Below are 15,368 nucleotides of genomic sequence, written 5' to 3'. Positions count from 1 at the left end.
CCCCCCTGCCCCCGGTTCGACGATCGCCTGTTGCGCGGCGCCCGCGGCCATGCCAGCTTGGCTCCTAAGAAAATGACGTCATCCTCTTCCCAGCCGGTCAAGGCTGTCCTTGGCCCCACCAACACCGGCAAAACCCATTTGGCGGTCGAGCGTTTGACCGCTCATTCGAGCGGGATGATCGGCTTTCCGCTCCGCTTGCTGGCGCGCGAGGTTTACGAGCGCGTTGTTGCGATCAAGGGTGCAGCCCAGGTCGCCCTGGTCACCGGCGAAGAAAGGATCATTCCGCCCTCCGCGCGCTACCTGCTGGGAACGATGGAGGCGCTGCCGATTGAACGCGACGTGGCGTTCGTCGGCATCGACGAGGCGCAGCTGGGCGCCGACCCCGAGCGCGGCCATGTCTTTACCGACCGCCTGCTGCGCGCGCGCGGGCGTGAGGAAACGATGATCCTGGGTTCGGCGAGCATCCGCGGACTGGTGCGCGACCTGGTCCCCCACGCCGAGATCATCACCCGCCCGCGCTTCTCGACGCTCAGCTATGCCGGATCGTCAAAACTGTCGCGGCTGCCCAAACGGTCGGCGATTGTCGCGTTTTCGGCAGAGGAAGTTTATGCGATTGCCGAAATGCTGCGCCGTTTTTCGGGCGGGGCGGCGGTGGTCATGGGCGCGCTCAGTCCTCGCACACGCAATGCCCAGGTCGCGATGTTCGAGGCGGGCGAGGTCGACTATCTGGTCGCCACCGACGCGATCGGCATGGGGCTCAACCTCGACGTCCAGCATGTCGCCTTTGCCAGCCTGCAGAAATTTGACGGACGGCGGCTGCGGCGTCTGACGATTTCCGAAATGGCGCAGATCGCCGGCCGCGCCGGGCGGCACCAGCAGGACGGCAGTTTCGGTACCGTCGGCCTGCCGCAGGGCGGATTTACCCCCGAGGAAATCGTCGCGATCGAGGGGCATCATTTCCCGCCGCTATCCAGCCTGTTCTGGCGCAATCCGACCCCCGGCTTCGGCTCGCTCGACCAGCTGCTCGCCGACCTGGCGCAGCCGCCGATGCAGCCGGAACTGCGTCCCGCGCCCGAAGCCGTCGACATCGCGGTGCTCCGGCATCTGGCGGGCGATATGGAGGTGCGCGCGCGCGGCGGCGATTTCGATGCGGTCCAGCGCCTGTGGGATATTTGCGGGCTGCCCGATTTTGAGCAATTGGGCGCCGAGCATCACAGCCGGACGATCCTGAAACTCTGGCAATGGCGGACCAGCGGCGACGGGATGATCGACCCCGACTGGTTCGCGCGGCGGCTGGCCAAGCTGAACGATGTCGAGGGTGACATCGATCAGCTCGCAAGCCGCATCGCCGCGGTCCGCACCCTGTGCTTCATCGCCCAGCGCGGCGATTGGATCGCGGGCGCGGCAGGGTGGACGGAACAGACTCAAGCGCTCGAATCGCGCCTGTCCGACGCGCTGCATGCGGCGCTCGCGCAGCGCTTCGTCGATCGGCGCCTCGCGCTGCTGCTCCGCGATGCCGGACAGCGCAACGCCGCGCTGCCGGTCGCGGTCGGTCCCGACGGCACCGTCGCGGTTGATGGCGAGGCGATCGGCACGCTGAAAGGGTTTCAGTTCAAGGTCGATCCGGTCGCCAAGGCGAGCGACCACCGGATGCTGCTCGCCGCCGCCGAAAAACATCTGCGCGCCGAGCTAGCGCGCCGCGCGACCGCGCTGGCCGAAGGCGACGACAGCGCCTTGTCGCTGATCGCCGAACCGGGCGCGCCGCCGCGGCTCGCCTGGCACGGCCATGCGATCGCAACGCTCGCCAAGGGTCCGACGCTGGTCCAGCCGTCGATCCAGATCGATCCGTCGCTGCGGCGGCTGGAACCGAGCCAGGTGCAGGCGATTACCGAGCGACTGCACCGCTTCATCGCCGCGCAACTGGCGCGCCACGCCGGACCGCTGGCCGCGATGGGCGAGGCGGCGGGAGACCTGTTCACCCCGCCGCGCGTCCGCGCCCTGCTTGCCGCGCTGACCGACAACAGCGGCATGATCGGCCGCGCCGCAGTCGAGGAGCAGCTGAACGCGCTGGCCACCGACGAGCGACCGCAGCTGCGCAAGCTGGGCTTTACAATCGGCTCGCTCGACATCTTCCATCCGACGCTGCTGAAGCCTGAGGCAGTACGTTGGCGCGCAGCGCTGATCGCGGCGCAGCAAGGATCGCCGGTACCCGCGCTGCCGCCCCACGGCGCGGTGCTGCAAAAAGCGGGCAGCCATGCCGGGCTGACGATCGCGGGTTTTCGCCGCTGCGCCACCGGCTGGCTGCGCATCGACATGGCGGAAAAGCTGGCGCGGCAGGCGCATGCCGCACGGATGCAGGCATCGGCGCCGCCGACCGCGCCGATCGCCGGCAGCGACCACCGTCATGACGACGATCATGGGGCGAGCGACGAGGCCGATGGGGTTGCCGCGGCGCCGCCGCCGGGCTTTGTGATCGATCCCGCGCTCGCCACCTCACTCGGGCTCGACGAGGAAACGCGGCGCGGGCTGCTGGGCAGCTTCGGGTTCCGCAGCGTCGGCGAACCCGTACTGCAACGGTGGCGCTGGTTGGGACTGCGCAAGCCGGACAAGCGACCGCGCCGCAAGCCGCCGCGCAAGGGTGCAGACACCCCGCCGCGCATCGCCGCCAACGGCGATATCCGGCGTCCGCCCGCCCATTCGGCGCCCGCCCACCCGGCGCCCGCCCGTTTGGCAAAGGGCAAGCGCGGTAAGCCCGACAAGCCGCGTACCGACGCGCCGCGTCCGCCGCGTCCCGACCGTCCGGCGCGGCGCAGCCCGTCGCCCAACAGCCCGTTCGCGGGACTGGCGGCTCTCCTCGCGGACGCGCGCAAAGATTGATGGCGAGCCCCGGCGCCGCAGGCAGCATCCGGTTGGACAAGCTGCTTTGGTTCTTGCGATTCGCGCGCTCGCGCAGCCTGGCCCAGGCGATGGTAGAGGCGGGACATATCCGGCTCGACGGGCGCCGCGTCACCCGCTCGTCATGCGCGGTGCATGTCGGACAGACATTGGTGCTGCCCGTCGGCGAACGCATCGAAGTGGTGCGACTGCTTACCCTACCCGTCCGCCGCGGCGCCGCGGCCGAGGCGCAGGCTTGCTACCACAGTCTCGATCCCGCGCCGCGCGGCGCCGGTAACGCTGCTATCAGCGACGATGGAAAAGCTGTGCATCCAAATCAGACATCCGACGCTAACCATTGAGAGTGATTCGCAACTGCTCGCTAGACGTTGACGCACCGCCGCCCGGCGGCATAGAGGCGAGCCAAGAGAGAGATTGACGGCCCGGTTGCCGTCACCTGAGGGAGCCTGAAACCATGACCTATGTCGTCACCGATGCCTGCGTCCGGTGCAAATATATGGACTGCGTCGAGGTGTGCCCCGTCGACTGTTTCTATGAGGGCGAGAATATGCTCGTCATCAATCCGAACGAGTGCATCGATTGCGGCGTTTGCGAGCCCGAGTGCCCCGCCGAAGCGATCCTGCCCGACACCGAGAGCGGCCTTGAAAAATGGCTGGAAGTGAACACCAAGTTCAGCGCCGAATGGCCAAACATCACGGTGAAGAAAGAAAGCCCCGCCGACGCCGACGAATATAAGGGCGTCGAAGGCAAGTTCGAGACGCTGTTTTCGCCGGAACCCGGCGAGGGCGACTGATCCGAAATTAGGCGATCGGATAGGGGCGGGACTTTCCCGCCCCTATCTTTTTGACCGCGCGACATCCCGCCATCGTCACCCCGGACTTGATCCGGGGTCCAGCTATTCATCGTCGCCAGGCGGAACCCCGGATCAAGTCCGGGGTGACGAGATTGGGAAGCGCGCCCAATTTTCCCCCCTTGAATCCATCGCGCGCGGCGACGATGTAGGGCGATGGAGGGGCTGGCCCGCCGGTTCTCGGTGCGGCATCCCGAATTACGAAGGACGCATTCCCCATGATCGACCCGCTCGCCGCCCTAGTCCCCGTCGTCGTCGAACAGACGAGCCGCGGCGAACGCAGCTTTGACATCTTCTCCCGCCTGCTGCGCGAACGGATCATCTTTGTCACCGGCGAGGTGGAGGACAATATGGCCTCGCTGATCACTGCCCAGTTGCTGTTCCTCGAATCGGAAAATCCGAAGAAGGACATTTACATGTATATCAACTCGCCGGGCGGCGTCGTCACGGCGGGCATGGCGATCCACGATACGATGCAATATATTCGCCCCCGCGTCGGCACCGTATGCGTCGGCCAGGCAGCATCGATGGGCAGCTTCCTGCTCGCGGCCGGCGAGCCCGGGATGCGCGTCGCGCTGACCAATGCCCGCGTGATGGTCCACCAGCCGTCGGGCGGCGCCCGCGGCATGGCGTCGGACATCGAAATCCAGGCCCGCGAAATCCTGCGTATTCGCAAGCGGATGAACGATCTATATGTCAAATATACCGGCAAGTCGCTGAAAGAGATTGAAAAAGCGATGGACCGCGACACCTTCCTCGAGGCCGATGAAGCCAAGGCGTTCGGCCTGGTCGATCAGGTGTTCGACCGCCGTCCCGGCGCCCCGGGCGACGACGCGCCGAAGGATATCAGCGAAGGCCCGACGCCCTGATTCGATCCGGTTGCGGGCCGATCCCCCAAGAGCTTAACCGCATTTGTTGACGCCCGCTTGGCGCCTTGATGCTAGGCGGGACATTGCCGCGATGTCACCCAATTGCCATATTGTAATTGGGTGACCGCGGGCTAGGATAAGGACGGCACCGCCATTTCGGCGTCTGTCAGAGGAAGTTTTATGACGAAATTGAGCGGCTCGGACAGCAAGAGCACCCTGTATTGCTCCTTCTGCGGCAAGTCGCAGCACGAAGTTCGCAAGCTGATCGCCGGGCCGACCGTGTTCATCTGCGACGAGTGCGTCGAGCTGTGCAACGACATCATCCGCGAAGAGATCAAGGGCGGGGTTGCCGCACGCAAGGACGGCGCGGTACCGACGCCGCTGGAAATCTGTCAGCATCTCGACGCCTATGTGATCGGCCAGAACAAGGCCAAGCGCGTATTGTCGGTCGCGGTGCACAATCATTATAAGCGCCTCGCGAACAGCGGCCGCGGCGATGATGTCGAACTGGCGAAATCGAACATCCTGCTTGTCGGCCCGACCGGCAGCGGCAAGACGCTGCTGGCCCAGACGCTCGCGCGCTTCCTCGACGTGCCGTTCACCATGGCCGATGCGACGACGCTGACCGAGGCGGGCTATGTCGGCGAGGACGTCGAGAACATCATCCTCAAGCTGCTCCAGTCGTCCGACTACAACGTCGAAAAGGCGCAGCGCGGCATCGTTTACATTGACGAGATCGACAAGATCAGCCGCAAGGCCGAAAATCCGTCGATCACCCGCGACGTGTCAGGCGAAGGCGTCCAGCAGGCGCTGCTCAAGCTGATGGAAGGCACGACCGCGAGCGTTCCGCCGCAGGGCGGCCGCAAGCATCCGCAGCAGGAATTCCTGCAGGTCGACACGACGAACATCCTGTTCATCGCTGGCGGTGCGTTCAGCGGGCTGGAAAAGATCATCGGCGACCGCCTGCAGGGCAAATCGATCGGCTTCGGCGCGCACGTCGCCGGCCCCGACGAACGCCGCATGGGCGAAGTGCTGAAAAGCATCGAGCCCGAGGATCTGCTGAAATTCGGCCTGATCCCCGAATTCGTCGGCCGCCTGCCGGTCATCGCGACACTCGAGGATCTCGACATCGACGCGCTGGTCAAGATTCTGGGCGAGCCCAAGAACGCGCTGGTGAAGCAGTATCGCAAGCTGTTCGATCTGGAAGAGGTCGTGCTGACCTTTACCGACGATGCGCTGGTTGCGGTCGCCAAGAAGGCGATCGAACGCAAAACCGGCGCGCGCGGGCTGCGCTCGATCGTCGAGGCGATCCTGCTCGACACGATGTTCGACCTGCCCGACCTGACCGATGTGGTCGAGATCGTCGTCGACAAGGATGTCGTCGAGGGCCGCAAGGACCCAGTCCGGGTCTATGCCGACAAGGCGAAAGAAGCGGCAGGCGACGCCGCTTGATGCACCGGGCGCTGCCGCTGGCCTTCGCGGTCGGGGTTGCCCTGTTCACCGCTGCGCCGGCGCACGCCGATCCGGTGACCATGCCAGTTGCCGAGGTCGTCGATTCGGCGGACGTTCAACGCGATGGCGAACGCTTCCGGCACGTGGGGTCGAGCTATGTCTTTCCCAGCAGCCTTGGCGACATGCCGGCGCGCAAGGTCACGATATTCGGCCCGGGCGACGTTTCGGTCCAATATACGGTGAACGGCGGCGCGGCGGGTGATGCGTGGGTCGATGTCTATGTCTATCCCGCGGATGACTGGACGGTCGAAGAAACCGCGGCCGATATCGTGTCGGCGATCACCAAAACCTTTACGGCCAGCCCGGCACTGGCGCCCGCCGGCATGACGGTTCGCGGCGCCGGCCTGCAAAGCGGCTGGTTCGACGGTCAGTTGGGCGATCGTAGCCTCAAGACGGGCTATTATGTCGTCAAGCGTGGCGACTGGCTGGTCAAGATACGCGCCACCCTGCCCTCGCCGCCAGCCCCAACCATGCTGTCGCGCGTCGCCGCTGCGATCGGGGCCGTCAACATGGGGCCGTTGCCCGCCGGACGCTGAAACGAGGCCGGTCGGCGGCGACTCGACGGCCGCGACATCCGAAGTTTGTTGCATTGCAGCAACAGTTGCCGGAAAAAACGCAATTCAGCCTGTGGATAACTTGCGCCTCGCCACGCAAATCGGTGTTTTTTTCAGCTTTTGGGGAACCTTTCTGCGCGCGCCGCTTGCGCTGTCACATTTGCTGTCACAATCGTGCCACATGCGGGCTTCAGGGGCGCTCGCAGGTCAGGTGCGCCCCAATATGTGTGCCTGACAAATGCACCACCAAAGGGGACATCCATGAAACTTCGTTATTCGGTCGCCGCTAGCCTGATGGCTATCAGCGTCGCAACCGTTGTCGCCGCGCCAGCCGCCGCGCAGCAGATCACGACCGGCATCCAGGGCCAGGTCAGCGACGACGCCGGCGCGTCGATCGGCAACGCGACGGTCACCATCACCGACACCCGCACCGGCTCTGCGCGCACGATCGTCACAGCCGCCGACGGCCGCTTCGCTGCCACCGGTCTCGTCACGGGTGGACCCTACACGATCGCCGTGACCGCCGATGGCTTCGAAGGTCAGACGCTTCAGGACGTCACCACCACGCTTCAGGGCGCCACCGACCTGCGCTTCCAGCTCGCATCGGGCGGCGGCGACATCGTCGTTACTGGTTCGCGCGTTCGCGTGACGCAGCTCGCAGTCGGTCCTGGCACAAGCTTTAGCGCCGAAGTGCTGGCAAACGCCCCGAGCTTTAACCGCGACATCCGCGACATCATCCGCCTCGACCCGCGCGTCAGCCTCGACCGCGACGACGGTGGCTCGGGCGTCGACCGCATCTCGTGCCTTGGCGCCAACGACCGCGGTAACGCCTTCACCGTCGACGGCATCAGCCAAGGCGACGTCTATGGCCTGAACGACACCGGCTTCTCGTCGCGCAGTTCGACCCCGCTGCCCTATGATGCGGTCCGCGAAACCCAGGTCCAGTTCGCACCGTTCGACGTCGATTACGGCCAGTTCACGGGCTGCGCGGTCAATGTCGTGACGAAATCGGGTACCAACGATTATCAATTCGGTGGCTTCTTCGAATATTCGGACAACGGCATGCGCGGCGACAGCGTCCGCGGCGTGGCCGTCGCGCCGATCAAACCCGACAAGCGCTGGGGCGCCTGGCTGGGTGCACCGATCATCAAGGATCGCCTGTTCATCTTCGGTGCCTATGAGCATCAGGAAGCCGGTCAATCGCAGGACGACGGCCCGTCGGGTGCAGGCTATGCCAACTCGCAAGCCGGCATCTCGGTCACCCAGTTCAACGAGATTTCGCAGGTTTTGAGCGACGTCTATGGCGTCGATACCGGCCCGCTGGTGACCAACCGCCCTTACACGAACGACCGGTATTTCGTTCGCGCCGACTGGCAGATCAACGACCAGCATCGCCTCGAGGCGACCTATCAGCGGCTCGAAGAGTCGGTGATCCGTCCCGACGATCTGTTCACCGGCACCTCGCCGCAGGCGGTCGGCCTCAACACTTTCTATAATAGCGGCACCAAGTCGAACTATTATTCGGGGCGCCTCTATTCGCAGTGGAACGACAGCCTCTCGACCGAATTGCGTTATTCGCGCTCGGAAGTACGGGATCTTCAGGATCCGGTCGGCGGCGGCGAAGCCCAATCGGCGAACCCGATCCCGCGCATCATCGTCGGCATCAACAACGCCGTAGGAGCCCCCGGCAGCAACGGGTCGGGAATCAACGGCAGCGTTCTCGCCGGACCCGGCACCTCGCGCTCGGCCAATGACCTGCGGACGAACATCGACCAGTATCGCGCCGTCGCCAAGCTGGAGCGGGGCGCCCACACATTGAAGGTTGGCGCCGAGCTCAACCGCGCCGATCTGTTCAACCTGTTCGTTCAGAATGCGACCGGTACGCTGGTGTTCCGCAGCATCGCCGACCTTCGCGCCGGCCTGCTGTCGCCGGGCCTCGGCAACAACCAGACGTCGACCACGCCGGTCAACGTCGTCGGCGGTCAAACCGAAGGCGCGTTCGGAAACGTCACGGCAACGGGCGACATCAACAGCGCCGCTGCGCAGTTCAGCCGCAACCTCTACTCGGTCTTTGCGCAGGACGAATGGCAGATCAACGATGCGCTGAGCGCCGTCGCAGGTGTGCGCGTCGATTGGTATGACGGCGGTCGCCCTGAGTATAACCCGGTTTTCCAACGGCGTTACGGCATCACCAATGCGACCGGGTTCAGCAATCTGGCCCCGATCGTGATGCCGCGCCTGGCGCTGACGTACGACATGAACGACTTTGCCGTATTCAGCCGCGCACAGCTGCGCGGCGGCGTCGGTATCTTCTCGGGCGGCGATCCGCTCGTTTGGTTCGGCAACGCCTTCCAGAACGACGGCAGCGCGTTTGCATTGGGTTCGACGCAGGCAACCGGTTGCCCCACGGGGCAGATCAGTGTCTTGACCAATGGTCAGTTCACCGGTGTTCCGACCTGCTTCCAGCAGGCGGCATCGAATACCGCTTCGCTCGGCCAAGGCTTCACGCAGTCGATCGATCCCGACATCAAGATCCCGTCGGTGTTGCGCGCCAACATCGGCTTCTCGTCGGAACTGAACTTCGCGCCCAGCGGCTTCTTCAGTGGCTGGAACCTGAACCTCGACTATATCTACAGCAAATATCGTGATGCCTATACCATCGTCGACCTGAGCCAGGTTCCCGACATTCGTCGCGGCCTGAACGGCTTCGCCATCGATGGTCGTCCGGTTTATTCGACGATCGATCCGCTGAATGCGGGTTGCACCGCCAAGCTGACCGACATCAACCCCACCCCGGTGTACACCGGCGTCAATACGGCTTGCTATACCACGGCACGTGAAGACGAACTGATGCTGACCAATGGCGGCAGCTTCCGCAGCCATTCGGCGTCGTTCGTGCTGTCGAAGAACTTCGACGGCGGCATGTTCACCGACGATGGTTCGGCTTACTTCAGCCTCGGTTATGCCTATTCGGACTCGCAGGATCGTCGCAACATGTACAATTCGACCGCGGGGTCGAACTATGACCAGACCGCCGCGTTCGATCGCCAGAATCCGGCCGCCTCGCGTGGCTTCTTCAACAGCCGTCACAACATCACGCTGTCAACGTCGTTCGAGGAAACCTTCTTCGGCGATCTCGGCACGCGCTTTGGGTTCACCGCAGTTGCCCGCTCGGGCCGTCCGTACAGCCTGACCTTCACGGGTTCGGGCGTATTCGGCGACAGCGCCTCGGGTTCGGACAACGCGCTGGCCTATATCCCGACGGGTGCCACCGATCCGAACGTCTCGCCCTCTTCGACCGCGGGAGTCGCTCAGACCATCGCCGATTTCGCGAGCAATCTGGGCTGCGCCAAGAAATATATCGGCCGCACGATCGATCGTAACACGTGCTCGAACGACTGGTACTTCGACGTCGATCTGTCCTTCTCGCAGGAACTGCCCGGACCGGGCCGCTTCTTTGGCAAGAAGGACAAGATCAAGCTCTATGCGACGATGGACAACTTCCTGAACTTCCTCGACCAGGACTGGAACGTCCAGCGCCGCCGCGATTTCGCGGGTCGTCAGGACATCGCCAACGTCAGCGGCGTCGACGCGCAGGGCCGGTACATCTTTACCAGCGCCGCGGGCAGCACGACGTTCGACGCCGACAATCTGGTCAACGTCAGCTCGTCGGTGTGGCGCCTGAAGGTTGGCGTGTCGTACGAGTTCTGATCTCGGCACAGACGCAAGAAATTGGGGCGCGGGGGGCAACTCCCGCGCCCTTTTTCATGCCTGTGTGGAAAAGCACGGTGCGGCCCGCGCCGGCGTCGGCCGCTCAGCCCGCGGCAATGCGGCGCGCGGTGTCCTGGACCAGCGCGATCATGTTGGGGACGCCCTGGGTACGGTTCGACGACAGTTGGCGGGTCAGGTCGAACGGCGCGAGCGCGGCGGCGACGTCCATCGCGGCAACCTCGGCGGCGGGCTTGTCCTGCACCGCCGCCAGCACCAGCGCGACGATGCCCTTGGTGATCGCGGCATTGCTGTCGGCCAGAAAGTGCAAGGCGCCGCCCTCCTGCGGTACCGGATAGACCCAGACGCTCGCTGAACAGCCGCGGACCAGCGTCGCGTCGGTCTTCAGCGCGTCGGGCATCGGCTCGAGCGTACGGCCAAGTTCGATCAGCAGGCGATAACGATCGTCGCCGTCGAGGAATTCATATTCGTCGTGGATGTCGGTCAGGCTGCGCATGGCTGGGCCAGTGACATATTTGGGGGGCGGTGTGAAGTGGCCGCTCTTATCGCCGTTCGTGTCGAGCGAAGTCGAGACACCCATCGAGCTTGCGCCGCGCCGAGGGGCATCTCGACTACGCTCGATGCGAACGGGTTTCCTGACCTACAGATCGACCCCGGCCGCGATCGCTTCCAGCTTGCGCAGCCGTTCCTTGAGGTCGGCAATCTCGATCCGCGAGCCGGCGTGCGGCACACCGGGGTCGTGCGCCAGGGCAGCATGACCGCTGTTCATCTCCTCGCGCTTGAGCTGGATCCAGTCGCGCCAGCCGCGCAGTCCGGCCAGGCTGACGATGGTCAGCGCCAACAGCGCGACGGCGGCGGCGGTGAGATCGGGGGTGACGATGGCCATGAGCGTGGCTCCTTTATCGACGATCAGATTTTCGAACGATCGCGCAGCTTCTCGATTTCCTCATCGAGCGTGACGGCGCGGTTGTTGTCGGTGGCGATGCGTTCGAGCACCTGGATGCGGTCCTTGAGCGCGCGGATTTCGGCCTGCAGCACCTTGGTCTCGCCGGTATCGGCGGGGGCGGCGTAAAACTCATTGCCCTTGCGGTCGCGGCGAACGCCATATTTGGCGCGGACCACGCTGCCGATCGTCACGATCAGGACGATGCCGATCACCATTTCAAACGGGTTCATGAGGAATCCTTCCGACTATCTTTTATCGTTGCTTCAGTTCAGCGGCGCGTCGCGCAGCTTTTCGATCTCTTCGGCGACATCGACGCCGCGGTCGGTGGCGATCCGTTCAAGAACGCGCACCCGCGCTTCCAGCCGCTCGGTATGCGCCGCATATTGGGCGGCCTTTTCGGCGGTCATTTCGGACTGCTTTTCGATCATCTTCTGCTGATGCTTCGACCAGATGGCAAAGCCGCCGAGCAGGAAGGGAGCCAGAGGGATCAAAATCCAGATTGCGTCACCCATGACACCTATCTCCTCAATTGGCCGGGCGCCGCAGCGCCTCGATCTCGTGGCTCAAGCGGCTGCCCTCGTCGGTGACGATGCGCTCGACCACCGCCAGGCGATCCTTCACCGAGCCGAGTTCGGCACGCAGCTGGGCATTTTCCTGGCTGATCAGCTTGATGCGTTCCATCGCTTCGTCGCCGGTCTTCGGATAGACCGCCTTGCCCCAGCTGTTTTCGAGCGGATAGCCGTTCTTGACGCGCAGCCAGGTGGTGAAGACCCAACCGCCGACCCCGGCCAGACCGACAACGGCGGCAACGGGGGCAATGGTATTCAGGACATCGAGATTCATCAGTCTATTCCCTCTCAGCGCAGACGGTCGATCTGGTCGGCAAGCTGCGCCGCCTGGCCGTTGGTTTCGGTCGCGATGCGTTCTAGCACCGAAATCCGTTTCTCCAGCCGGCTGACCTGGCCCGCCAATTTGGCATTGTCGTCGGTCAGCAGCGCAATTTTTCGATCAGCGTCGGGGTCGGTTCGGTGAACCGTGCCACCCCATTCATTTTCCACCGGATAGCCGTGCTTGGCGCGGATCCAGGTGGTGAACATCCAGCCGCCGATCGACAATGCGATAATGGCGAGGACAAAACCGGTACCACCGAAATTCATCTAACTTCTCCCTGTTGCTTCCAGCCCGCCCGGCTTAGCGCAGCGCGTCGATCTCGTCGGCGAGGCGGCGGTTGTGGCTGGTGTAATATTGCTCGATGTCGGCAAGGCGGCGGTCGATGTCGCGGAAGCGCGACTTGATGTCACGGGTCGACGCGGTGGGGTTGCTGCGCACGCCCTGCCAGAATTTCGCTTCCTCTCTCGAACCATAGAGCGCGAAGGGCTTGGGCGTGCCCATCCAGGCGACCATCCAGTAAGCGATCAGCGTCCAGGGAAAGCCCCCCATCAGCGTCAGCAGCACCGCGCCGACGCGGACCCAGAGGACGTCGACACCGCTATAGTCCGCGATCCCGGCGCACACGCCGCTCCATTTGGCGTTCTGCTTGTCGAGGTAGAATTTTGTGCGGCTGGCAGACATCTCAGTTCCTCCGGCTTGTGTTTTCAAGTTGCGCCAGGTCTTCATCGCTACGCACCGCGGGGCGGAAGTCGGGATGGTCGGCGCTGATGATGCGTTCGACGGTGTGCAGGCGGCCCTCAAGCCGGCGCGCGGTGTCGTACAGTTCGTCGAGCAGCTGTTCGTCTTCTCCGGTCAGCGTCTTGGCCTGTTTCCACTTGGTGATGTAGTGGAGGATCAGCCAGGGCAGACCGAGGAAGAGCGTTCCGATGACGATCGGGACGATGATGATTTCTTCCATCGGTCTGGCTCCTTATTGCTTGCTGGCGTGAGCAGCCTTGAGCGCGGCGAGTTCGTCGGCGACCTTGTCGGCGGCCTGGAGCTCGGCGATCTCTTCGTCGAGCGACTTCTTATAGCCCAGGTTCAGCGCATCGGCGCGCCCTTCAGCTTCGTCGACGCGGCGTTCGAGGATGTCGAAGCGCGAGAAGGCATCTTCGACGCGGTCGCCATTGGTCATTTCGCGCAGCTTATACTTGTTCTCGGCGCTTTCGAGGCGGGTCGAGACGTTCGACTGGCGGGCACGCGCTTCGCTGAGCTTCTTCTGCAGCTTGGCGATGTCGCTTTCATAACCCTTCAGCGCGTCGTCGAGCACCGAGATTTCGCTCTTCAGGCGTTCGGCCATATCGCCAGCCTTCTGCTTTTCGACCAGCGCCGCGGTGGCCAGGTCTTCGCGGTCTTTCGACAGCGCGAGTTCGGCCTTTTCCTTCCAGCTGTCCTGCAGATTTTCCAGCTTGGCGATGTGACGGCGCATTTCCTTTTGATCCGCAATCGTGCGGGCGGCGGAAGCGCGAACTTCGACGAGCGTTTCGTTCATCTCGAAGATGATCTGGCGGATCATCTTTTCGGGATCTTCGGCCCGGTCGAGCAGGTCGGTGACATTGGCGGCGATGATGTCGCGGGTGCGTGAAAAAATACCCATTTGACTAAACTCCTGTCGAAATCTTTGAGACTTGAAGAAAGGCTGGTGCCGGGGCGGGGCAAGGGGGGAGAGTGCCCCGGCACCAGTGCCGGTCAGGCCATATGGCTGACCGCCGGGGACATGACAGCGGCGACCAGCGGGCCGGCGAGATTGCCGGAAACACTGGCAGCGACCTGCGGCTGGTCGATCACGCCGACGAGGATGGCCAGCGCTCCGGCCGTGCTCAGCACGAAAGTGGCGGCTTGGGCATACATCGACTTCATGGTTCAACCTTCCTTGGCTTTTCGCTGCACCGGTGCGATTTGCGCCGGTTCGTCAGAAACGATGCAGACACCGTGCCAATTGCGCAAAGCGGCGCAAAACCGAGTAAATTTGGTCCTGGATTGCGGCGCTCCTCGATTTGACTTGCCAATCAGCGGGGAAATTTGCCAATGATTGGGAATGGAGCCCGAGACTCAATTTATCGGCCAATCGGCGGCGTTTCAGGACGCGGTTGAACGCGCCAGCTTGGCGGCATCGCTCGACCGCCCGGTGCTGGTGATCGGCGAGCGCGGCACCGGCAAGGAATTGATCGCCGAACGCCTGCACCGGCTATCGACGCGCTGGGACCGGCCCTATGTCATCTTGAACTGTGCTGCGATGCCCGAAACGCTGATCGAGTCGGAATTGTTCGGGCATGAGGCAGGCGCCTTTACCGGCGCGACGCGGACCCGCGCCGGACGCTTTGAAGAGGCCGACGGCGGCACGCTTTTCCTCGACGAGCTGGCGACGATGTCGATGGGCGCGCAGGAACGGCTGCTCCGCGCGGTCGAATATGGCGAGGTCACCCGCGTTGGCTCGTCGCGCCCGATTCGCGTCGATGTCCGCATCGTAGCGGCGACCAACGAGCATCTGCCCGCCCTGGTCGATGCGGGCCGTTTTCGCGCCGACTTGCTCGACCGGCTGTCGTTCGAGGTGATCACCCTGCCCCCGCTGCGCGCTCGCGAGGGGGACATCGAGGTGCTCGCCACCTATTTCGGCCAGCGTATGGCCGCGATTCTTGGCTGGGAAGAATGGCCGGGGTTCGGACCGCGCGCGCTCGCGGCGATGGAGGGGCATGACTGGCCGGGCAATGTCCGCGAACTGCGCAACGTCATCGAACGCGCCATCTATCGCTGGGCCGATCCCGAAAAACCCGTTGACGCGGTGAACTTCGATCCCTTTGCCAGCCCGTGGCAGCCCGTGGTGCGCCAGACGCAGGCGCGGACGGAGGGCGGCGCACCCGCAGCGACCGCCGACGCCGCGCCCGCGCCGATGGCGCCGCCGTCCGGCCCGGTGGGCGACATGCGCGCCGCGGTCGACGCGTATGAACGGCAGATCTTGTCCGACACGATGGCCCGCTGCCGCTTCAACCAGAAGGTTGCCGCCGAAGCGTTGGGGCTGAGTTATGACCAGATCCGCCACGCGTTGAAGAAGCATGGGTTGAATCAGTAACTGTCGCCGCTGC

18 protein-coding genes are annotated in these 15,368 nt (G+C 64.1%); 8 read left to right on the top strand and 10 right to left on the bottom strand.

Annotation, left to right across the window (positions count from 1 at the left end; translation table 11 throughout):
• Positions 1-72 precede the first annotated feature (72 nt).
• From ACQY6T_RS16230 to ACQY6T_RS16200, 7 genes are all read left to right on the top strand, one after another.
• Complete coding sequence (locus tag ACQY6T_RS16230) at positions 73-2,877, top strand: helicase-related protein (RefSeq protein WP_428632455.1); 2,805 nt, start codon at positions 73-75, stop codon at positions 2,875-2,877.
• Entirely contained in the window at positions 2,877-3,236 is a 360-nt protein-coding gene (locus ACQY6T_RS16225; protein WP_428632454.1) for an RNA-binding S4 domain-containing protein, read from the top strand. Before ACQY6T_RS16230 ends, ACQY6T_RS16225 begins: the two co-directional genes overlap by 1 nt.
• Positions 3,237-3,349: 113 nt before the next feature.
• Positions 3,350-3,688: a ferredoxin FdxA gene (gene fdxA / locus ACQY6T_RS16220; protein WP_428632451.1), complete on the top strand. Its 339-nt coding sequence runs from the start codon at positions 3,350-3,352 to the stop codon at positions 3,686-3,688.
• Positions 3,689-3,963: 275 nt separating this feature from the next.
• Positions 3,964-4,614 (top strand): ATP-dependent Clp protease proteolytic subunit, encoded by a 651-nt coding sequence (locus tag ACQY6T_RS16215; protein ID WP_428632448.1) that lies wholly within the window; start codon positions 3,964-3,966, stop codon positions 4,612-4,614.
• A gap of 180 nt (positions 4,615-4,794) precedes the next feature.
• Positions 4,795-6,066, top strand: a complete 1,272-nt coding sequence (gene clpX / locus ACQY6T_RS16210; RefSeq protein WP_428632446.1) for an ATP-dependent Clp protease ATP-binding subunit ClpX — start codon at positions 4,795-4,797, stop codon at positions 6,064-6,066.
• The gene (locus ACQY6T_RS16205; protein WP_428632443.1) at positions 6,066-6,662 is read left to right on the top strand and encodes a hypothetical protein; all 597 of its coding nucleotides are present in this window, start codon (positions 6,066-6,068) and stop codon (positions 6,660-6,662) included. The genes clpX and ACQY6T_RS16205 overlap by 1 nt, the downstream gene beginning before the upstream one ends.
• 279 nt (positions 6,663-6,941) lie before the next feature.
• Positions 6,942-10,391, top strand: a complete 3,450-nt coding sequence (locus ACQY6T_RS16200) for a TonB-dependent receptor (RefSeq protein WP_428632442.1) — start codon at positions 6,942-6,944, stop codon at positions 10,389-10,391.
• A 103-nt stretch (positions 10,392-10,494) separates the two neighbouring features.
• On the opposite strand, the gene ACQY6T_RS16195 is transcribed toward ACQY6T_RS16200, so the two are convergent.
• The 10 genes from ACQY6T_RS16195 to ACQY6T_RS16150 form a co-directional block, all read right to left on the bottom strand.
• Positions 10,495-10,905 (bottom strand): SufE family protein, encoded by a 411-nt coding sequence (locus tag ACQY6T_RS16195; RefSeq protein ID WP_428632694.1) that lies wholly within the window; start codon positions 10,903-10,905, stop codon positions 10,495-10,497.
• A 144-nt stretch (positions 10,906-11,049) separates the two neighbouring features.
• Positions 11,050-11,295 carry a hypothetical protein gene (locus ACQY6T_RS16190; protein ID WP_428632441.1) on the bottom strand — a complete coding sequence of 82 codons (246 nt, stop codon included), beginning with the start codon at positions 11,293-11,295 and terminating at the stop codon, positions 11,050-11,052.
• A gap of 23 nt (positions 11,296-11,318) precedes the next feature.
• Positions 11,319-11,585: a hypothetical protein gene (locus tag ACQY6T_RS16185; RefSeq protein WP_428632438.1), complete on the bottom strand. Its 267-nt coding sequence runs from the start codon at positions 11,583-11,585 to the stop codon at positions 11,319-11,321.
• Positions 11,586-11,618: 33 nt separating this feature from the next.
• Positions 11,619-11,867, bottom strand: coding sequence for a hypothetical protein (locus tag ACQY6T_RS16180; protein ID WP_428632437.1), 249 nt, complete (start codon positions 11,865-11,867; stop codon positions 11,619-11,621).
• A 13-nt stretch (positions 11,868-11,880) separates the two neighbouring features.
• Complete coding sequence (locus tag ACQY6T_RS16175) at positions 11,881-12,198, bottom strand: hypothetical protein (protein ID WP_428632434.1); 318 nt, start codon at positions 12,196-12,198, stop codon at positions 11,881-11,883.
• 14 nt (positions 12,199-12,212) lie between these two features.
• Positions 12,213-12,512 (bottom strand): hypothetical protein, encoded by a 300-nt coding sequence (locus ACQY6T_RS16170; RefSeq protein ID WP_428632431.1) that lies wholly within the window; start codon positions 12,510-12,512, stop codon positions 12,213-12,215.
• Between the two features lie 34 nt (positions 12,513-12,546).
• Positions 12,547-12,927: an envelope stress response membrane protein PspC gene (gene pspC / locus ACQY6T_RS16165; RefSeq protein WP_137754208.1), complete on the bottom strand. Its 381-nt coding sequence runs from the start codon at positions 12,925-12,927 to the stop codon at positions 12,547-12,549.
• A 1-nt stretch (position 12,928) separates the two neighbouring features.
• The gene (gene pspB / locus ACQY6T_RS16160; protein ID WP_428632428.1) at positions 12,929-13,204 is read right to left on the bottom strand and encodes an envelope stress response membrane protein PspB; all 276 of its coding nucleotides are present in this window, start codon (positions 13,202-13,204) and stop codon (positions 12,929-12,931) included.
• A gap of 12 nt (positions 13,205-13,216) precedes the next feature.
• Positions 13,217-13,882 carry a phage shock protein PspA gene (gene pspA / locus ACQY6T_RS16155; RefSeq protein WP_428632426.1) on the bottom strand — a complete coding sequence of 222 codons (666 nt, stop codon included), beginning with the start codon at positions 13,880-13,882 and terminating at the stop codon, positions 13,217-13,219.
• A 92-nt stretch (positions 13,883-13,974) separates the two neighbouring features.
• Entirely contained in the window at positions 13,975-14,145 is a 171-nt protein-coding gene (locus ACQY6T_RS16150) for a hypothetical protein (protein WP_428632423.1), read from the bottom strand.
• A gap of 178 nt (positions 14,146-14,323) precedes the next feature.
• Here ACQY6T_RS16150 and pspF point away from each other — a divergent pair, with 178 nt between their 5' ends.
• Entirely contained in the window at positions 14,324-15,355 is a 1,032-nt protein-coding gene (gene pspF / locus ACQY6T_RS16145) for a phage shock protein operon transcriptional activator (protein WP_428632420.1), read from the top strand.
• Positions 15,356-15,368: the final 13 nt, after the last annotated feature.

This window comes from Sphingopyxis sp. (assembly GCF_965279725.1).
GTDB lineage: Bacteria > Pseudomonadota > Alphaproteobacteria > Sphingomonadales > Sphingomonadaceae > Sphingopyxis.
The sequence above is the reverse complement of the archived record's forward strand: the minus strand, read 5'-3'. Positions and strand labels throughout refer to the sequence as shown.